Annotated in this window: 32 protein-coding genes; all 32 read right to left on the minus strand. The window is 65.2% G+C overall.

Going from position 1 to position 17,154, the window contains the following annotated elements; genetic code table 11:
- Positions 1-46 precede the first annotated feature (46 nt).
- Entirely contained in the window at positions 47-823 is a 777-nt protein-coding gene (locus H512_RS27465) for a hypothetical protein (protein WP_210162711.1), read from the minus strand.
- Entirely contained in the window at positions 823-1,890 is a 1,068-nt protein-coding gene (locus H512_RS0115480; protein ID WP_026784219.1) for a phage protease, read from the minus strand. The genes H512_RS27465 and H512_RS0115480 overlap by 1 nt, the downstream gene beginning before the upstream one ends.
- A gap of 224 nt (positions 1,891-2,114) precedes the next feature.
- Complete coding sequence (locus H512_RS25900) at positions 2,115-3,389, minus strand: phage head morphogenesis protein (RefSeq protein ID WP_053239935.1); 1,275 nt, start codon at positions 3,387-3,389, stop codon at positions 2,115-2,117.
- A gap of 1 nt (position 3,390) precedes the next feature.
- On the minus strand, positions 3,391-4,956 hold the full coding sequence (locus H512_RS0115490; protein ID WP_026784220.1) for a DUF935 domain-containing protein: 1,566 nt from the start codon (positions 4,954-4,956) through the stop codon (positions 3,391-3,393).
- Positions 4,956-6,662, minus strand: a complete 1,707-nt coding sequence (locus H512_RS24345) for a hypothetical protein (RefSeq protein WP_053239936.1) — start codon at positions 6,660-6,662, stop codon at positions 4,956-4,958. Before H512_RS24345 ends, H512_RS0115490 begins: the two co-directional genes overlap by 1 nt.
- Positions 6,662-7,264: a phage protein Gp27 family protein gene (locus H512_RS0115500; protein ID WP_026784221.1), complete on the minus strand. Its 603-nt coding sequence runs from the start codon at positions 7,262-7,264 to the stop codon at positions 6,662-6,664. The genes H512_RS24345 and H512_RS0115500 overlap by 1 nt, the downstream gene beginning before the upstream one ends.
- A 3-nt stretch (positions 7,265-7,267) precedes the next feature.
- The gene (locus H512_RS0115505) at positions 7,268-7,573 is read right to left on the minus strand and encodes a VpaChn25_0724 family phage protein (protein WP_036792091.1); all 306 of its coding nucleotides are present in this window, start codon (positions 7,571-7,573) and stop codon (positions 7,268-7,270) included.
- 10 nt (positions 7,574-7,583) lie between these two features.
- On the minus strand, positions 7,584-7,931 hold the full coding sequence (locus tag H512_RS0115510; RefSeq protein WP_026784223.1) for a DUF2730 family protein: 348 nt from the start codon (positions 7,929-7,931) through the stop codon (positions 7,584-7,586).
- Positions 7,928-8,146 carry a TraR/DksA C4-type zinc finger protein gene (locus tag H512_RS24350; RefSeq protein WP_036792092.1) on the minus strand — a complete coding sequence of 73 codons (219 nt, stop codon included), beginning with the start codon at positions 8,144-8,146 and terminating at the stop codon, positions 7,928-7,930. The genes H512_RS0115510 and H512_RS24350 overlap by 4 nt, the downstream gene beginning before the upstream one ends.
- Positions 8,143-8,424 (minus strand): hypothetical protein, encoded by a 282-nt coding sequence (locus H512_RS27040; RefSeq protein ID WP_156899518.1) that lies wholly within the window; start codon positions 8,422-8,424, stop codon positions 8,143-8,145. Before H512_RS27040 ends, H512_RS24350 begins: the two co-directional genes overlap by 4 nt.
- A complete protein-coding gene (locus H512_RS0115520) occupies positions 8,354-8,719 on the minus strand; it encodes a hypothetical protein (protein WP_026784224.1) in 366 nt (121 codons plus the stop codon). The genes H512_RS27040 and H512_RS0115520 overlap by 71 nt, the downstream gene beginning before the upstream one ends.
- Positions 8,716-8,988: an NAD(P)+ transhydrogenase beta chain gene (locus H512_RS24355; protein WP_210162712.1), complete on the minus strand. Its 273-nt coding sequence runs from the start codon at positions 8,986-8,988 to the stop codon at positions 8,716-8,718. Before H512_RS24355 ends, H512_RS0115520 begins: the two co-directional genes overlap by 4 nt.
- 1 nt (position 8,989) lies before the next feature.
- Positions 8,990-9,706 carry an NlpC/P60 family protein gene (locus tag H512_RS0115530; protein ID WP_026784225.1) on the minus strand — a complete coding sequence of 239 codons (717 nt, stop codon included), beginning with the start codon at positions 9,704-9,706 and terminating at the stop codon, positions 8,990-8,992.
- A gap of 123 nt (positions 9,707-9,829) precedes the next feature.
- Positions 9,830-10,162 carry a helix-turn-helix domain-containing protein gene (locus H512_RS0115535; protein ID WP_053239937.1) on the minus strand — a complete coding sequence of 111 codons (333 nt, stop codon included), beginning with the start codon at positions 10,160-10,162 and terminating at the stop codon, positions 9,830-9,832.
- A 41-nt stretch (positions 10,163-10,203) separates the two neighbouring features.
- Positions 10,204-10,446 carry a hypothetical protein gene (locus H512_RS0115540; protein WP_026784227.1) on the minus strand — a complete coding sequence of 81 codons (243 nt, stop codon included), beginning with the start codon at positions 10,444-10,446 and terminating at the stop codon, positions 10,204-10,206.
- On the minus strand, positions 10,439-10,669 hold the full coding sequence (locus tag H512_RS0115545; RefSeq protein ID WP_026784228.1) for a hypothetical protein: 231 nt from the start codon (positions 10,667-10,669) through the stop codon (positions 10,439-10,441). Before H512_RS0115545 ends, H512_RS0115540 begins: the two co-directional genes overlap by 8 nt.
- Positions 10,662-11,375 (minus strand): hypothetical protein, encoded by a 714-nt coding sequence (locus H512_RS24360; RefSeq protein ID WP_053239938.1) that lies wholly within the window; start codon positions 11,373-11,375, stop codon positions 10,662-10,664. Before H512_RS24360 ends, H512_RS0115545 begins: the two co-directional genes overlap by 8 nt.
- Positions 11,372-11,680 (minus strand): hypothetical protein, encoded by a 309-nt coding sequence (locus tag H512_RS0115555; protein ID WP_156899519.1) that lies wholly within the window; start codon positions 11,678-11,680, stop codon positions 11,372-11,374. The genes H512_RS24360 and H512_RS0115555 overlap by 4 nt, the downstream gene beginning before the upstream one ends.
- Positions 11,673-12,047, minus strand: a complete 375-nt coding sequence (locus tag H512_RS0115560; protein WP_026784230.1) for a helix-turn-helix domain-containing protein — start codon at positions 12,045-12,047, stop codon at positions 11,673-11,675. The genes H512_RS0115555 and H512_RS0115560 overlap by 8 nt, the downstream gene beginning before the upstream one ends.
- Entirely contained in the window at positions 12,040-12,861 is an 822-nt protein-coding gene (locus H512_RS0115565) for a DUF6551 family protein (protein ID WP_026784231.1), read from the minus strand. Before H512_RS0115565 ends, H512_RS0115560 begins: the two co-directional genes overlap by 8 nt.
- A 2-nt stretch (positions 12,862-12,863) precedes the next feature.
- Entirely contained in the window at positions 12,864-13,067 is a 204-nt protein-coding gene (locus H512_RS0115570) for a hypothetical protein (RefSeq protein WP_026784232.1), read from the minus strand.
- A 2-nt stretch (positions 13,068-13,069) separates the two neighbouring features.
- Positions 13,070-13,501 carry a phage protein GemA/Gp16 family protein gene (locus tag H512_RS0115575; RefSeq protein ID WP_084798531.1) on the minus strand — a complete coding sequence of 144 codons (432 nt, stop codon included), beginning with the start codon at positions 13,499-13,501 and terminating at the stop codon, positions 13,070-13,072.
- Positions 13,498-13,851: a hypothetical protein gene (locus H512_RS0115580; protein WP_026784234.1), complete on the minus strand. Its 354-nt coding sequence runs from the start codon at positions 13,849-13,851 to the stop codon at positions 13,498-13,500. The genes H512_RS0115575 and H512_RS0115580 overlap by 4 nt, the downstream gene beginning before the upstream one ends.
- Positions 13,848-14,045: a hypothetical protein gene (locus tag H512_RS0115585; RefSeq protein ID WP_026784235.1), complete on the minus strand. Its 198-nt coding sequence runs from the start codon at positions 14,043-14,045 to the stop codon at positions 13,848-13,850. The genes H512_RS0115580 and H512_RS0115585 overlap by 4 nt, the downstream gene beginning before the upstream one ends.
- Positions 14,038-14,235 (minus strand): hypothetical protein, encoded by a 198-nt coding sequence (locus H512_RS0115590; protein ID WP_026784236.1) that lies wholly within the window; start codon positions 14,233-14,235, stop codon positions 14,038-14,040. The genes H512_RS0115585 and H512_RS0115590 overlap by 8 nt, the downstream gene beginning before the upstream one ends.
- Entirely contained in the window at positions 14,232-14,468 is a 237-nt protein-coding gene (locus tag H512_RS27045) for a hypothetical protein (RefSeq protein WP_156899520.1), read from the minus strand. Before H512_RS27045 ends, H512_RS0115590 begins: the two co-directional genes overlap by 4 nt.
- Positions 14,465-14,620 carry a hypothetical protein gene (locus H512_RS27050; protein WP_156899521.1) on the minus strand — a complete coding sequence of 52 codons (156 nt, stop codon included), beginning with the start codon at positions 14,618-14,620 and terminating at the stop codon, positions 14,465-14,467. The genes H512_RS27045 and H512_RS27050 overlap by 4 nt, the downstream gene beginning before the upstream one ends.
- Positions 14,604-15,230 (minus strand): DUF3164 family protein, encoded by a 627-nt coding sequence (locus H512_RS0115600; RefSeq protein ID WP_026784237.1) that lies wholly within the window; start codon positions 15,228-15,230, stop codon positions 14,604-14,606. Before H512_RS0115600 ends, H512_RS27050 begins: the two co-directional genes overlap by 17 nt.
- Entirely contained in the window at positions 15,223-15,936 is a 714-nt protein-coding gene (locus H512_RS0115605; protein ID WP_026784238.1) for a helix-turn-helix domain-containing protein, read from the minus strand. Before H512_RS0115605 ends, H512_RS0115600 begins: the two co-directional genes overlap by 8 nt.
- The gene (locus tag H512_RS0115610; protein ID WP_026784239.1) at positions 15,933-16,181 is read right to left on the minus strand and encodes a hypothetical protein; all 249 of its coding nucleotides are present in this window, start codon (positions 16,179-16,181) and stop codon (positions 15,933-15,935) included. The genes H512_RS0115605 and H512_RS0115610 overlap by 4 nt, the downstream gene beginning before the upstream one ends.
- The gene (locus tag H512_RS0115615) at positions 16,178-16,495 is read right to left on the minus strand and encodes a helix-turn-helix domain-containing protein (RefSeq protein ID WP_053239939.1); all 318 of its coding nucleotides are present in this window, start codon (positions 16,493-16,495) and stop codon (positions 16,178-16,180) included. The genes H512_RS0115610 and H512_RS0115615 overlap by 4 nt, the downstream gene beginning before the upstream one ends.
- Before the next feature lie 80 nt (positions 16,496-16,575).
- Positions 16,576-17,154 (minus strand): hypothetical protein, encoded by a 579-nt coding sequence (locus H512_RS0115620; RefSeq protein WP_026784241.1) that lies wholly within the window; start codon positions 17,152-17,154, stop codon positions 16,576-16,578.

The raw sequence follows: 17,154 nt of genomic DNA on the forward strand, positions 1-17,154 counted from the left end.
GGGAATCCCCTGGGCGTGGTTGGGTGAGGCGGCGCCGGCGGCGCCGTCAGATGATGGAGATCTCGAAGGTGACGACGGCGGCCGAGGCCGTGGCGTTGGTGCCGCCCACGGTGACGGACAGGCCGTCGCCGGCGGCGACCACGTTGGCGGCCGAGGGCGTGGCGCTGTCGACGTCGCCGGCGGCCGAGCCTGCCTGCGTGATGGTGATGACGCCGTCGGTCACAGCCGTCGCGCCGATCTTGGCCGTCAGCGTGGCGTCGCCCGTCGTCAGGGCACCTTCGATCACCGACCAGATCTTGGTGATGCGGCCGGCCACCGGGGCAACAACCCGGTAGACGTTGGTCCCGACCAGGGTAGCGACGCGGGTGGTGACGTAGACCTTGCCGTTCTTGATGACGGCGCCGATATCGTCCTCGCAGAACTCGACCAGGACGCCCTGGTCATCGACGTCCCGGATGAAGCCGGCCAGCGAACGGGTGAAACCGCCCGAGGTCTTGGCGACCGTTTGGTCATCGACGACGTAGGCGAGATTGCCGATGTCGGCGATCGTGATCTCGTCGGTGGAGGCCGAGTTGGCGAACCGGTAGCACCCCTCGCGAACGTTGACGCGAAGGTCGCCGGCGTCGCCGTCGGAGTTGTCGACGCGGGCCATGGCGACGCCGGCGGCGCGCAGGCCGAGGGCCGCCTGGCCCTTCACCGCGTAGCCCGATGCGTTGCGCATGACGATGCCGCCGGCAAAGATCAGCGCTGAGGCGGCGAGCAGCATGCTCTTGATTTCGCCGGCGGCGCGCGGCGTGTTGCGATCCTTGGTGAGGGCGGTCATCAGCCTTGCTCCTTCTCGCTGGCCTTGGCCTTCAGGAACTCTTCCTTGCTGAGGCCGAGCGCCCGCATGGCGGTGACGTCGCTGTCGCTGAGGTCGGGCTCGCCACCGGTGGGCTTGTTGCCCCTCACCTGTGCCGAGGTCAGCACCGGCGCATTGGACACGAACGCCTTGAAGGCGCTGGTGTCGGCGGTGTGCAGCGAGATTGCCCAGTCGCGCAGCGCCGGCACGATCTTGCCGGCCTTGATGGCCTCGTCGACGTCAGTCTCGGCAGCCGACTTGGCGATGTTGGCCTTCAGCGTGTTGAGGTCGGCCTGCAGGGCGGACACCTGGGCGACCGGCACGAACTTCGTCGGGTCGGGCTCCGTCGGCTTTGCAGCCGCCATGGCCGACGTCATCGCGGCGGTGATGTCGCCGATCGGCGTGCCCTCGGGCTTGCCGACCAGAACAGCCATCGCCGACACGCCGGTCGCGAGAGAATGGGCGGCCGTGAAGACGGCGTCGTCGGTGGCGTCCTCGGGCAGACCGAGGAGCTTCTTCAGCTTCGCAAGCATGGGATCTTGATCCTCTGCGGGTTGAAAGATTTCCGCCGCGTGGGCCGACACCTCGGCCATCTGCAGGTTGGGAACGTTGGTCAGGCTGGCCATGTTCAGGCCCAGCACGTGGCCGTCGGCCGTGTGGAACAGCACCGGCGACAGATAGCGGTACTCCTTGGCGGCGATCGCGGCGGCGGCGTTGGCCGTCCATTCGACGCGGCCATAGAGCCCGTCGTCGCGCGCCTCGATCTCCTTCACCCAGCCGGCAGCCGGTGCCGGCTTGCCGCTTTCGGCCGCCTTCAGCGTCTGGTGTTCGTAGTCGATGACCATCTCGGTGGCGCCGTGGTAGCGGCGGGTCGCCTCGGCGATCCTCTCGATGCGTGCCTTGTTGCCGGCGATGAACGGACCGCGACCGTCGCGACCGGTAAAGGTTCCGGCCGGCATCATCTGCACCCACGGCTGCGCGCTGTCGCCGAGTTCGACGACGAAAGCGGACGCGAGCAGCTTGGAGCGGGTTGAGGCGATGTTCAGCATGGGCCGACCATCCCAAATCGGGCACGGCCGAAACACCCACGCACATGCGTGAGGGGTCACCGGCTGCGTCAGCCGGGGCGATCGCTCATCGCTTCTGGATTAAAACGAGTTTCAAACGGGAAAATTCGTCCGTGGAGCCTCGTCCTGCGTCTGGAGGCTACACCGCTACCCCCGAACCTTGCAATGCCGTCCTGAGGCGAATTTCGCCAATGTGGCTCCGGCGGTCATGGTACCGCGCCCTCGATGGGTGCGAACGTCGAAAGATCGAGCAGCGAAACGCGATCGACCAGCTGGTAGGAGCGCACCGAGAATGCCTGGATCGGCTGGCCGCCCTTCACGGCCTTGCGGGCGTAGACCACCCGGACCGCCAGCAGCCGGCCGGTGCCGAGCCGGCTTGACGCCAGCACGTAGACCAGCGACCCGTCCCGGCGATCGAGCATGACGGCCGTCGGGCGGGTCAGAAGCGACGGCAGGCCGGACAGCAGCTCGGCGACTGCCTGCGGATCGGCCTCGGCTGCCGACGCTTTCGCCATGCTTGTCGCCGTCTGGCGGGTGATGATCACGGCAGCGCTGGCCGGCGCCTTGCCGCGCCGGCCGAGGTCGTCGAGCACTGTGTCCGACACGGCGCCGGCGACCACCACGCCAGGCCGACGCCGATCGGCGGATTGGAACCAGGTCCGGAATGCCTCGGCGTCGGTGGCATCGGCATGGGCTGCCGCCAGTCTGGGCGGCGCGGTCACCAGCTTTTCCGCCCGGCGCAGCATGGCCTCGATTGCCGCCTTGCCGGGGTTGTAGGCCCAACCGGGGTCGATGCCGTCCGGCACTCGGGTCACTTCGCCGGTGCGCGTGTTGACATAGTCGCGGAAAGTGTCCTGCGGCGGCTCGAACTTCAGGATCTCGCCTTCGCGCTTCAGACGATCGACGTCGCGCTGGCTGAGGCTCTGCAGCGTGCAGCGGCACCCCCAGCCGCACGGCGGCGCCCAGGTATCCCAGTAGGGATGGTCGACGGGCAGCACCAGGTTGTGCCGGGCGCGGTGCGCCGGCCGGGTCCGCTCATCCAGGATGGCGACATAGCGCAGGAATGGCCGGCTGGCCTTGTTGCGCTCGAAAGAGGACCAATGGCAGGCGGCGTAGGACACCCTCAAATTGGTTTCGAAGATTGTTTTAAGCCGCTTCAGGCTGCCGAGCTGGACGACGCGCTCCTCGCCGGTCAGCGGGTCGACGGCCAGTTTGCGGCCCCACCACCCCTTGTCGGTCAGCACCGGCCGCAGCGTCCGCGAGAACTCGTCCAGCGTCTTTCCCTCGGCCAGCGCGGCCGTCATCGCCTTGTCGATGTCGGTGAGAATGTCGAAGCCGGCCGACTTGGCGACGCTGAAGGCGTTGGCATGGTCCTTCTCGAACAGGTCCTGCCAGGAAAAGCTCTCGACCGGGTTCTGCCCCCGCCGGCGATAGGCGGCGATCGCCTCGGCCGGCGTCAGGGGCTTGAGCACGACCGCCATGTCAGGCCTCGTCGCTCAGGCGCTGATCGGCTTCTCCGGCGAGGCGCGCGGCGAACATCAGCCGCGCCAGCAGCTCGGTCATCGCTTCGGTACCCATGCCACGGAAATGATCGGCCAGGATCTGCCGCGCCTCCTCGGGCGATCCGGCGGCGGCGATCTTCGCCTCCAGGCCGTCGATCATCGGCGACACCATTTCCTCCCAGCCGTCATCGACGCTCGCGGTCACCGCGTCGTCGATCGCGTCGGTGGGTGGCGCGCTGGCCCGCTGCGCCGACGCCTTGGCGGCCGGCGGTACCGGCGGTTGCTCTGTGTTGTTATCCGTGGTCGGCGGCGGCGACGCTACCCGCAGAATTTCCTCCTCCGGCTTCGGCTCGGTGATGCCGAGCTTGCCATAAAGCGTCGAGACTCCAACCCGAAGGCCGAGCGGCACCATCCTGGCGATGTTGGCGGTCAGCTTGTCGACGTCGACCTCGTCCGGCCGACCGATGTGGATTTTCGGGTAGCGCTTCTGCGGCCCGAAGTTGAGGTCGATCAGCGGGCGCACCAGGTCGCGGTTGAGCGTAGCCGCCAGCTGCTTGGCATCCGATCGCTCGATGTCGTCACGCACGCCGTCGTGAACCTTGCCAACGGCGTAGCCGCCGGCGATCGCGTCGGTGGTGCCAGTCTGGCCAAGCACCAGCTTGCTCACCTGGCGATCGAGCCAATCGGCTCGCTTCTCGTAAAGCTCGTGGCTGCCCTGCACATCGGCCTTGATGAACTCGATCAGCATCGACTCGGGCACGATGGCCGAATAGTCGGTGCCGATGTTGGTCACGGCCTCGAGCAGGATGTCCTTGTCCGCGTCCGACGTGCCCTCGCCATACTTGCCGAGCCGCAGCGGCTGGCCGTATGCCTCGCAGAAGATCGCCCAGTCCTTCGCCGTGAACGCCTTGAACAGGTAGGTCCAGGCCACGGCGCGGGCGATGCCGCCCCGGATCGGTAGGCCGGACTTCACCTTTGCGGTGTGAAAGATCCATTTGTAAGGCTGCAGAGGCAAGTTCATCGCACTGTCGCGCAAATAGGGCGTCTCGCCGTCGACCAGGTCGAACGTGAACCAGGTAGGGTCGCGCCATTTCAGCGCGTCGACAGTCCATTGCCCTTCAGACGTGTCATAGATGATTTCCGTCCCGGAGAACCCCTTGCCCAGCGCGTCCAGCATATCGATCTGCTCGGTCTCGAACTCATCCCGCTCGACCAATTGACGAATGAAGTCGGCATGCTTGAGACCCGGCGCGTCCTCGCTGCCCGGCACGACGGTCGTTTCCAGGCTCGCCACCTGGCGCTTGCGGATCGACAATACGCCCGCGTAGTGAAGATCGCGCTCTTCCATGTCCTCGGCCAGCGCCAGATAGCCTTCCGGATCGCCGAGCACCGCCTGCTTTGTCAGGCGACCGAGACGACCTGGCGTCAAACCGGCTGCCTGGTCATAGGCGCGAGGCCGGCGCACGCTGGCGACCGTAGGTCCGCCCTGTTCCTTCTTGAGTGCCGCCGTGTCGATCGGGCGGCCGTACTGATCGAGCAGCGGCATCAGAATGTTCCTTTCGAACGGCGATAGCGGGAAAGGCGCTGGCGGCCGGAACGTGAATCGGCCGTATCGTCGAGGCTGGCACTGTCCCGCTGCTCGTCGAACTTCGATTGCTTGGTCTCGGTGCGCTGGTAGGAAAATTCCTGCCACGGCCGCTCTGACGCATAGTGTGCCAGCGCCGCCGCAATCGCCGCGTCGCCATGGCGCTTCCGCTTCTTGGCGCTGACCGCCCCTTCGCCACGTTCGGTGGTCCTGATCGCCGAAACGCGCGCCACACCGTCGACCATCTTGACGGTGCCAAAGTCGCCTTGGATGTCCGCATGCCGTGGCAACGACATGCCGACCGCTTCCAGGGTCCGCTTGAGCGGCGGCATGTTGATCCGATACCAGTCGACGCTGAATTTGATCTGCTCGATCCGGCTAAGGCCGAACTTTTGGGCCGTCTTCTCCGCCAGTGAAGCACCGTTGCCGCCGGCGTCCATGGCTCCCTTGACCAGGCGCGGCAGGCGCCGACAGAGCCAGAACATCACCTGTTCCTGCTGGTCGAAGGGGATATTGCGCATCTCCAAAACGAACGGGGTGCGCTTGAACAGCGTGTCCTCGATCTGCACAGGCCAGAATACGCTGAGATCGGCGACGCGGGCGAAGTCCATGCCATAGGCAGTGCGCAGTTTCGGGTTGAGCCGATCCATCAGCGGCGCGACTTCGCGCTCGAGGAACTCGATGGCCGCAGCTCGGCGATATTCCTCGGGCCGAGCGGCAAACTCGGTCGGCATCTCCCAACGGATGACCGGAACGTCCTGCCGCATGCAGTTGGAGATAACACCAGGCAGGATCCACGAGCCGGAGCCTTCCGACGGAATGCAGAACAGCTCTTCGTCGGCCGCCTCGTCATAGTCGCCGATGACGCCGGCGCGCCATTCGGCCTCCTTTTCGACGGTCCACTCTTCGCCCTTGCGCTGACAGATGCGCTGATAGAGGCCACCCTCGAGCGCGTCGTCGAAGTCGATGCGGACCAGGCCGTAGGGTAACCGGCCGGCACGGATGTCCTCGATCTTGCGGTTGAACGGGTTGGCCTGGCCGTCGTGAGTGGAGATGACGACGACCATTCCGCCCCAGATGGTCAGCGCGATCGCCGCCTTCATCAGCTCTTCGAGATCGTCGTGGAAGGCCGCCTCGTCGATGATGACATAGCCGGCCTTGCCGCGCAGCGAGCGCGGCGACGACGGGAGCGCGACCACTTCAAACCCGGATGCAAACCGGATGCGAAAGGCCTTGATCTGGCGGGTTTCCTTGGTCGCCGGATCGTAATCCTCGAACAGCCATTCGCCGGCCTCGATCGCCACCTCGGCAACGAGCTTTGCCCACATGCCGACGACGTCGATGAACTCCCGCGCCATTTCGAGGTTGTAGCCGATGTACCAGACGTCCATGCCGCCGGCCTTGGCTTCGGCCCCGGCGACGAGGGCGGCGTCAAGCGCGAACGCCCAGGTGAGCCCGGTGCGTCGCGATTTTTCGATGAAGGTAACGGAGTACTTGAGGCGCGTCTTGATCGACTGCTTCTGGTAGGGAAGCAGCACGTCCATGACGGGCAGCATCGCCAGCTCGGGCGGCAGGCCGTAAAGCGATTGCCGCCGCAGCTCGACCCACTCCTCCTCGGTGATAGCCCGGCCGACCTTGAAATCCTCGCCATCGGGAAGCGCGCTCATCACATCTCCTTGTCGATGCCGAGTTCAGCCCTGAAGCGCTTGACGATGTCCTTGGACATGCCGGTCTTTCCGCCGGACTTCTCGATCGCGGCTCCTGCCTTTTCGAGCTTGTCGCTCAGCTCTCTGGCAAGCTTCTGCCGCCGCACTGTGGAGAAGCCCTCGGCCTGGACCAACTGCCGCAACGCGCCGGCGGCCGCGAGGGCCTCCTTCGGCGTGAAATTCTTGTCGTTGGCGTTTTCCGCCATTTCGACGATCAACACCTTGATCATCCGCGTCGCCGCCTGGGTCAGGCTATCGGCGCTTTCTCCGGCGGTGTCCTTGTTCACCGCGTCGGCGATCTGCTGCGCCCGGCGCTGGCGGGCCATCAGCTTGGCGAGGCGTAGCGCGTGTCGATTGAACGACGAAAACGCCGGAATGGCGAACTCCAGCTCGCCGCGATGCTCGGCCTGCAGCTGCTGCAGCTTCAGCACGAACTCCGCGTAAATCTCGGTCTGGCTGCGCGGCGTGTTGGCCAGCTCCTGGGCCGCCCAAGCGACAATGCCTTCGCACTCCTCGGGCAGGAGGTCGATCGACGACGGACGCGGGCGCGTGTGCGGGGCCATGGCTTACTCCGGATCGCCGGGGTGCTGCACGCCCGTCAGGTAGCAGCGGCGCTCGACGTGGTCGCGGCCGGCGCGGGTGATGATCGCGCTGGTCTCGGTGCCTTCGTCGCGCGTCTGCACCGCGCCGACCTCGCGCTCCAGCCAAAGCAGCTGATTGCGGATGTAGTCGCGTGATTTGCGATAGTTGAAGCACTCCAGGCGCTTCTGGAGCAGGAACGTATTGGTCGACCCTTCAAGCTTCGGGTCGGCCAGATCCTTCAGGATGATCAGGCGGATGTTTTCATCCACCCAGCGCTTGTAGTCTTCCATGGTCGGTTCCTCAGTTCGCCCGATTGAGCAGGAATTCCTCGACCCGGCGCGTCGTCCGTTCCGTGGCCTCGGCCGACTTCGCCATGGTGGCGACGTGCCCCTTCAACTCTGTGAGGTCGAGCTGCAGATTATGGACGGCATCCTTGTTGGGCAGATGCTTGACCTCGCCCTCCAGCGTCTGGATGCGCCGGTCATGCTCGATCACCTTTTTTTCCGTCGCCTCGGTGTCGACGGCGAGCGACGCGACCGTCTTTTCGAGGTCCTTCTCGCCCGACGACAGCCAGTTCTTGAGGTGGCCTGCCAAGGCAATGAAAGCGAGCGCGAGCGCCGCGTACTGTGAGATTTCCGCTGGCGTCATTTCGATAGCCTCTCCGCCTCGTAGAACTCCTGGCATTCGATGCAGCGCTTTGCCCAGGGCGCGGCGATGCGGCGCTCCTCGGGGATGGCGTCGCCGCAGTCGATGCAGCTGTCGGTGCCCGGCGCAGCCACGGCCGCAATGGCGGCGTCGATCCGCCTTTGGCGATCGGCTTCCACACGTTCCTCGGCCAGGCGCAGTTTTTCCTCGGCGTTCAAGGGACACCTCCTGCCGCGTCGATCGCGCCGATCGCTGCCGACCTTCGCCTATCGCAGGTGCGGATGATGCCCCGATCGCGAGACCAGAAATCTGTTGCCTCGGCTTGGCTTATGTCGCGATCCGGCAAGGGCGTCGCCTCGCACGGGATGCGCGACTGCGCCGGCGCGGTCACCGTCACGGTCGCCTTGGCCTCCACCTTGGGAAGCTCAGGGACGGTTGAGCAGGCGGACGCGATCGCGGCTAAGGCCGCAATCGTCAGCGCCAGGTAGAGCCGCATTCTGGGCCTCCGTTTCTGCTTGTTGGTCTCTGAACTTGCGATCGGCTTCGGCCAGTTCCGCGTCCTTCTGCATCGCCATCCGAGCCAATGAGGCTGCGGCGGCCGACACCTTGGCATTGGCTTCGGAGATCTGGCCTTGCCAGTAGGCGTCGCGGGCCGTCTTGGCCTCCTGGCGCGCCGTCTCGATCATGCCGTTGAGCTTGGCGATGCCGAGGGTGAAAAGGGCCGCCGCCGCGAGCGCCACGGCGGCTGCGATGAGATACGGCATGGCTTTGCCGGTCGCCCACGCAATCATGCCCCACCTCCCGGCTGGTCTCTTGCCTGGTAAGGGGGCGGTTCGCCGCGCTCATGGCTGGCCGCGAAATCCTTGGAGCCGTAGTGGCGATGGATGCCTAGCGTGCCGCCGATCAGCAGCACCATGGATGGCAGGGCGATCTGCGCGAAGGCGACGGCCTGGTCGGAGCCCCAGACGGCGCCGAAGGCCAGCAGCACGATCACGGCCCAGGCCAGGAAACAGTTCAGCCAGATCGCGCGCTTGGTGGTCGAGTACGCCGGGCGCTGCATGTCAGGCCTCGTTCTGAGAGAGGGGCGAGCCGTCGGGCTGCAGCATGACGCGGATGGCCAGCGGCGGCGTCACGGTCGACGGCCAGCGCATGCCGCCTTCGACCAGGCGCTCCTTGTCGATCCACGTCAGCGAAACCGAGTTGCTCTGGTTGCCGCCCAGCACGCGATAGGCCGTCATCGTCTCGCCGACATAGAGGCCCACGTGCCCGCCGCCCTCGCGGCTGAACACCAGCACGCAGCCGATGCTCGGCACGTTGAGCCGCCGGCCGAACGTCGCCCAGGCCTTGGCCGAAAGCGGGTTGGCGGGCAGCAGCTCGTCGGGCAGCGTCTCGCCCATGATGTGGGCCATGAACAGGCCACACCAGGGAATATCGTCGTTGTTGAAGTATCCGGCGATCCAGCCGCCGAGTGCCTTAGCCCAGCCGATAATCGTCGGGTTCGACGCGGCGCCGGCGATCTCCTTGAGCCCCATGAACCGCCGGGCCTCGCGCAGCCACACCGGCTCCGACGGCGGCGTTACCGGATCGCTGTCAATGGTGCGCAGCGCCAGCACCGTGGCCGTGTCGGCCTTGCCGGTGACGGCCAGGTGCCGCTTTACCTGGAATGCCTTCAGCGCCGCGATCACGCCGCGACCGTGGCTGTCGTCGGCGGCGCCCTTGTAGACGCCATGCGCCGTCAGGCGCTCGATCAGCCACGCGTCGAAGGTCTGGGCAGGCATTTTCGATCCCTCTTGAAATCCGCCGCGAATGGCGCTTTCATCGGGATCAAATTTCCCTCAATCCACGAGTTCCATGCACCCACGGGGGTGAGGGGTACGTGCTTGAGAGGCGGTGACGGTGGGTTAGAAAAGCTCGATCTGCCTGTCGTCAGGCTTTCTTCGTCTGCCGCCAGGCGTCGCTTTGAGGTGCCTTGCGACGGTGGCTACATCGACATGCAGACGGCGGGCAATTTCCTGCTGGTTGACGCCCTGTTGCCACAACACCTGTGAAACATAAGCCTTCGCGAGTGGCACCTTGGTTTGGCCTCTGCCAAAACGCCGGCCGAGCGCCGCTGCCTTGTCGACACCGACAACCTCAACAAGCCGCGAAGAGTGTGGCGTATAGGAAATTTCGACTTCCGAACCACCGAGGGCAAGGAACACGTCGACCGCCCCTTGCTCGCCCAGGACATCCACCCAGGGCTCCGCGTGAGCTGGAGGCCGGATGCGATCACCAGTCACGGCGCGACCTCGATGTTTCGGATGGTAATGGCCGTCGACTGATCGCCTTGGCGATAGACAAGGTGGGCCGTGTAACGGCCAGTCGTCTTGGTGCGATGAAGAGACGACGAGCGGCAGAGTTCACCGGTGCCGATTGCCGCTTCCATCAGGCCGTCGCCGGCGATCAGTTGCTGGGCTATGCCCTGCATCGCCTCCCAGGTCAGGTTGACGCGATAGGATTTTGGCCGACGCTTACCCATTGCTGCCTTCCTCCTTGTTCGTGTCGAGGTCGGGAATGCGAGCAATTCGATTGGCCAATCGCCGGGCCATCTCCTTCGAAATACGTTTCGTCGCACGTCTCCGGCCGGGCTCGTCTTCGAAGTAGACGTAGGCCAGGTGCTGGCCCGAAGCGTCCTCGACGACAAAGCTCTCGGGATGTTCCGCCACGATCCACGGCGCCTTCAGTCGCTCAACCTCAGCCATCTGCTCTCTCCTCGAAAAGATCTGCGGGTCTCGATTCCGCTCCCTCCGCAGCCTTGGCGGCGCGCCGGCGGGCGGCTTCGCCGGGCATGGCGAAGGCTCGATCGCTGAGGCGCGTGAACTGCGTCTCCTGCGTGGGCGGAAACCACTCGTGGATGGTCTGGTCAAATGGGGGGGCTACCCACACGAACCAAGCATAGGCCGTGGCGCTGCTGGCCTCCGGGTCCCACGCACCTTGGATCATGGGAACGCGCTCGGAAAACTGGATTGTCCACGTCGGCCGGCGCTTCTCGAAAATCTCGTAGTATCGAGTGCCGCCCTCCGACCAGTTCGATCGGTTGAGTAGGGCTAAGCTCGGACGAGTGGGAGCGTCGAGTACCTTCTTCGCGAGCTGCTCGGCCAAAGTGAAGGCCGGGTTGGTGATAACCCAATCGACCGCCGGCACCTCCACGGCGGGATCGAGTGCATCCACCACCGGAAAGCCCTTGCCGTAATCGAACACATCGGAACCGGTGACGTGCTGGAAATAGTCGTTCAAGGCGTGGACCATATGCCCTTCGCCACAGCATGGCTCCCAGCAGGAGGAGTGGGCCAACCCGCGCTGTTTAAGGAACGCGCAAAGCGCCCTGGTCGCCCAAGGCGGCGTCGGCCAAAACTCCAAATCACCGGAGCTCGGAAGGCGGGAGTTGACGACGGCGCGATTGATCATACTGCCGTCTCCGCCGCCCTCTTGGCCGCTTCCGCTGCTGCCGCCGGCGCCGCCAGGATGGCCTTGCGATCTTCCTCCGGCAAAGCGATGAACGCGGCGATATCAGCCTCGTTGTCCATCAACCAGTTGAAGGTGCCGATCACTGCCGCCGAATAGGTCTCCATCAGCGTCGCTTCCTCGGCCTTCATCAGGCGGCGCGCGACCCGGTCGTTGTTCACGCGTGTCAGCATGTTGGCCATGAAGTTCACATGACCTCGCCGAGTTTGGAGCGACACGGTGGGCTTGGGTGCGCGGAAGTCAGCCATGGTGGGCCTCCAAGCGTTCTGCGATGATTGCCCGGCTTTCTGGCGTCAGCTCGTAGCCGACTCCCCACCGGTTTAGGATCTCGATGCCGAACGGTCTGAGCTTTTTGCGCATTTTGCAGATGTAAACATCGACGATCTTTTCGTACGCCTCCTCCTTCGCGAGGTCGCGATAGAGGACGGCCATTGCCACGTCGCGGGTCATCAACTCCCGGGTACAGAGTGCCCCAAACACTCGTGCTTCCGATGGTGTCAGCCGCCACTCGACGGGCGGCATAAACTCCAGTCCCAGCGCGCGCTCTAGGAACGCGATCTGCTCACGTAGCCGATCGTTTTCCTCCCGCAGCATGTCGGCGAAATCGTCATCCATTGCGCTTTTTCCTGGTGTTGCGGAACCAGACGATGGCCAGGGCCTTCCAACGCTGAACCTTGTGTGCAGCCGCGAAAACGACCGCCTCCTTCTCGGCTTCCGGTCCCATTCTGCGGATAGCAGCCACCAGCGCGTCGCTTTCCACGTGTCCGACATATTCCTCGCCGTAGAGGATCAACTCGACGGCTTTGATGGCTTCGGCGCTGATCGGAACGAGCTTGGCGGCTACGCAGACATCGAGCACCTTGCGGGCGCCGATCGCATAGCGATGACTCACCAGCTTGCGCAGGGCGGCCACGGCCATGGTCTGGCCTTCCTTGAAGGCTCCATTGGCTGGAACCGCCTTGAGGATGGTGACGCCGGCCCGGTCACATACTTGAGCCACCGTCACCGCGTCCGGATCGCCAGCCGCCACCATGGCAAGGTGCAACTGGGTGGGTGTTACCTGCACGCGGTCTCGGTTGTGGCGCACGAAATCCATTGCCCGGTGCTGTTCTTCTGCAGCGGATGCGACCAGAACCGGAATTAGCTCGATGGTAGGGTGAGACGCGGCCGCGATTGCCGTATGCTGGCCATCGGTTACGTGCAGCCGGCCGTCCACCTCCGCCGCCTTGGGGGGGGTGAATGCCGCCCAATCCCACTCCGCCACGATCCGACGAATGAGCGTGATGCTCCGCTCGGACAGGTTCCGCTGGTACTTCTCATCGATCCAGAGAGTGTTCGGGTGAACCCACCTGATCTCCGGCAACGGATCAGAAATTGCGGCCGGTGTGAGATCGGGTAGCGTTATCGCTTTGATTTGGCGGAGCGGCATGGTCAGGCTCCCTTCTCGTCGCTTTGCACGCCCAACGCCGCGTCGGAGAGGTCGAGCGCTTCGTCGATCGTGAAGGTGCCGATGCGGCGGCCCTCGTGCGACACCGTGTACTTGGTGGAAAGCTCCAGAAGGCAATACGGACGGATGGCCTCCAGCACGCCGGCGGCGGCCTTCAGGGCGATCATGATCTTGTCGTCGGTCTGCATGGTCAGGCTCCCTTCGTCCGATTGATCATCGCCTTCAGCCCTTCGCTCACCTTGTTGGCTTCGGCGGGCGTCAGGAACTCCGGGTCACGTGCTACCTTGGCCGGATCTTCACCGGCCGAGGCTTGCAGCTGGCGGCCAATGAAGGCGCGCAGCGCGTTCTTCGATCTGTCTTTGATGGCGCCGCGCCGGCCGGCATCGGTCCACAGCGCGTAGACCTTGCGGACATAGGGCTTGTCCGACTTCTTGAAGGCGCGGGACGATCCGCCATTGATCTCAATCAGCTCGGCATCGGCCTGCTCGGCGGTGAGCAACTTGGTGCTGGTCACGCTATGGCGGGCTGAGAGCCGATCATGCCAGGCATCGTCGCTGATGCCAGCGGCACGCCTAGCAGTCTGAAGGGCGCGGATCTGCTGGGAGGTCGCGAGCGCAGTCATGACGCGGCTCCGTCGTCGAGCACGGCGTTGACCATGTCATCACGGGCGACAACTTCGATAATGTCGCGGATGAGCCGATCGACGGTGACGGCGCGGCGCGCAGCATGGGACCGCAGCGCCGCATAATCCTGGAAAGGCACGAGAACGGGACGGCCAAGCGTCGGGACGGTGCTTTGCGCGTGAGACGGACGCCTTGCGCGCGCCGCAGAAGCCTCGAGAGCAGTAACTGTCTTCGGCTCGATGCCGATACGGTCGGCGATCACGGCCGTCGATAGGCCGTTCGCACGTAGAGCGGCAATGGCGGCGGTGCGGCTCTCATAACCGAGCGTGATCTTTGGCGCGCCCATCATTCCACCTCGCGAATGACGTTAACGGGCGGAAATTCGACCGATCCTACGCGGATCATGCCTTCTTCGACCGCTTTGCAGAAGACTTCGAAAAAGCGCTCGGCATCCTCCGTTCGTTCAAAGCGGAAATACGCGCTCACGTACGTGTCATCTTCGTAGAAATGGGCGTCGATGTTGCAGGTTGCCGTGTCAGCCATTGCCAGTCTCCTCTTGCATCAGCTGCTCGGTGAGCAGGGCAATCCGTCGGCGGATGCGCAGCTGTCGTTCGGTGCGCATGCGTGGACGGACCAGCGGGATAAGTGCCTCGCGCTCCATCTGGAGGAGGTCCCGCCGCGAGGGCGGCGGATCCTCGGATTCGGGTGGGAGTGAACGAGAGGCGAAGCTCATGAGCCCGGTCCTTCGAGCGGCAGCTTCATATCGGTGGGTCGAAACTCTCCGCACCAGTCGCCTTGGCCAGTCGGCGGCCAGGCCGACTCCCGGTCGCCACCGTCGTAGCGTTCGAACTTGAGGCGTGGCGCGTGGCGTCGACATTCGCCAAACACGGCGCGGCTGGCTTCTTTCCGCTTGCTCTGCAGCGGATCTTCGCGCTGCCAGAAAGCGCAGGTTTCGCAGGTGCTCATAGCGCCCCCTTGCCGACCATGACTCCGAGCCCGAAGGCGATGAAGCCGATGACGAAACCGCCGCTGAGCGCGGCAAACAGGGCGAGGATGATGCCGGCGCCGTCGCCGCGAAGCGGCCGGTCGATGGGCTCGACGTCAGGAGGTAGCTGCATCGGAGCCTCCCACGTTGGCGAGGTCGAGCGAGATCGGGTCCAGCGCGTCGCCGTTCCGCCGATAGAAGCGCACGTAGGTCTTGCTTCCGGTCACACGGACGGCGTTGGAGATCGCCTCCATCGCCTTGGTCCAGTCCTCATCCTGGATGGCGAGGCGGCGCAGGCCGAGCACCTTGTCGGTGCTGATTTTGCCCTGCCGGTCGGTTTGGAAGGCGTCGAACACGAGCGTGCGCAGATTGTCGTTGGCGCCCTCGCTCCACCGCGTCACGCACTGGTCGATCAGCGCCTTAGCGGCCTGCAGCTCCGGCCCGAACGTGATCGACTTGGCGACGGCTACCTGCACCTGCAATGAGCCGTCGAAGGCCGTCAGTGTCATGTTGCCGCCGGCGCTGCTCTTGGCGCCGTACTCGGCGGCGATCAGGTCACGATAGGCGTAGATCTCCGACAGGGCCTGCGCCCGGAATTTCGCCAGTTCCAGGCTCAGTTCGGCGGCGCGGGCCGCCAGCCGGGTCACCAACTCATCTTCGAGCTTGTGCTCGGGCTTGATGTTGACCTCGGCGACCAGGTTGCCGGCCGCGTTCCGGCGGTATCCGGTGGGAATATCAAGCATGGTTGGCCTCCTTTCGAGGGGCGTTGGAAACGTATTTGAAGGCGGATTGAACTCGTGCCCCGTCCTCCACTTCGGCCCGGTAAGCGGCTTCGAGGTTGGCGACGGCGGAGTTGAGGGCGGCGAACGTCGAAGCCTCGCCCTGGCCGAACCGCGCGGCCTGCGCGGCCCGGTTGGCGGCGACGACGCGGAGGATTGCCTGACCGACGTTGACCGGCAGGCCGGCGGCGTCGATGTCGGGATCGTGCGTCAGTTGGTCGAAGGCCACCGTGTAGACGGCGAATGTCGCGAGCGCCTGGATCTCGTCGATGGTCAGCATCGACGCGCCACGCTTGGTCTTGGCCCGGCCGGCGATCTCCAGTGGGTCGTGGTCGGGCGCGTCGTCCATCTCCAGCAGCGACAACGAATCCCTGGCAGCCATCAATGCCAGGTCGGCCTGGACCAGCTCGGGGATCTTGGTTCCCTTCTCAAGCGCGGCGCGAATCCTGGCCTCGCCCCACATGACGGTCGAATGGTCCCGCCCGCCCATGATCCGGCCGATGACCGGAAAGCTCTGCTCCGGGCAGTGCTTGCGAGCGAGGTAGTAAGCGATCTTGCGCGCATTGGCGTAGACCGGCGCGCGGCGGCGGCCGAGAATGTCGCCGGTGGATACGCCGGTCACTTCCGACACGGTCTTGACAACGGTCATGACGGATAGCCGGGCGGTCATGACACCCCTCCGACGATCTCGACCGGTACCGTGCGCGTGTACTCGTCGGCGCGAAGGGTGATGATCTCGCCCACCGATTTGCGCAGGGTCACCCCTTCCAGGCGCTCGGCGGCCGTCGCGTAGACAGTGAGCAGCGAAACGAGGTGCCGGACACCATCAGGCGTGAACGCCACGCCCGTTTCGCTGTAGGGCGCAAACTGGTCGCGCACCTGGCGCAGGCAGTCGGATAGTTTGTGCTCGATCACGGCTGGTCTCCTTCGGTCGTGGCGTTCGGGCAGCCATTGCGGCAGGCGTGATAGAGACGCACCGACGATGGCGAGGCGGTTGAGAGCGGCGTCCGCTGGTGCTTGATGCAGGCCTCGCGGCCGATAGCCTGATGCAGCGCGGGACAGGTCACCGTGACGCCCATCAGGGCGCCACGCACCGCCTCGCGAACCCGGTCGACCTTGGCGTTGTAGGTGCCAGACAGCACCTGGGAGAGCGTGGAGGCCGATACCCCGATCCGCTGCGCCAAGGCATTGAGGCCGACGCGCTTTGCCTCCTCGGCAAGCACAAGCATCCAGTCTTCCGGTTCTGCGACGCGAGCGCGAAGCGCGGCCACAAAATCCGTCTTCGACCGGCCTGGAATGGGGCCGCGGTTCATGATTGATCTCCGATCGGGTAGCTGATGCCGGTGTTGCGATCGTAAATCTCGCCAGCGCGGGCCTTGTAGACCGGCGCCGCCGGGCCGCTATTGCGGACGAGTAGCCAGCGGCAGACGCCGTTTGACGTCGGGGCGCTGCCGGCCTCGGCCCTGAGGCGCGCAAGAAAGCCGGTCTTTTCCAGGGCGCCGACATAGCGCTGCGCGTTGTCGCGCGTGGCGCCGGCCAGCGTCTCCAGGTCGGCGATCCGGACCTTGTTGAGGGTCCGCATGGTCGTCCACATCCTGTCACGCACCGTCTGGCGGCGCGGCCGGCGCGGCTCCGCCTGCGTCAGCGGTCCGGTCGGTCCGCTGGTGATGATCTCGCCGGCGGCGTCGGCCTTTCGGCCGGCCTCCGACAACTCGAAGCAGCCGCGCTCGCGCCGCACGATCCAGCCGCGCGACACAAGGGCGCAGCAGGCCTTGGCGATATCGCGGCCTTCGAGGCCCGTCAGTTCCGCCAGCGCGGCCGTCGTCAGGCAGGCGCCGCCTTTCAGCGCCTCCACCACCGGCATCTGGCGTGGGGACTTTTCGGCCAT

The sequence above is a fragment of the Pleomorphomonas koreensis DSM 23070 genome (assembly GCF_000425185.1).
Classification (GTDB): Bacteria; Pseudomonadota; Alphaproteobacteria; order Rhizobiales; family Pleomorphomonadaceae; genus Pleomorphomonas; species Pleomorphomonas koreensis.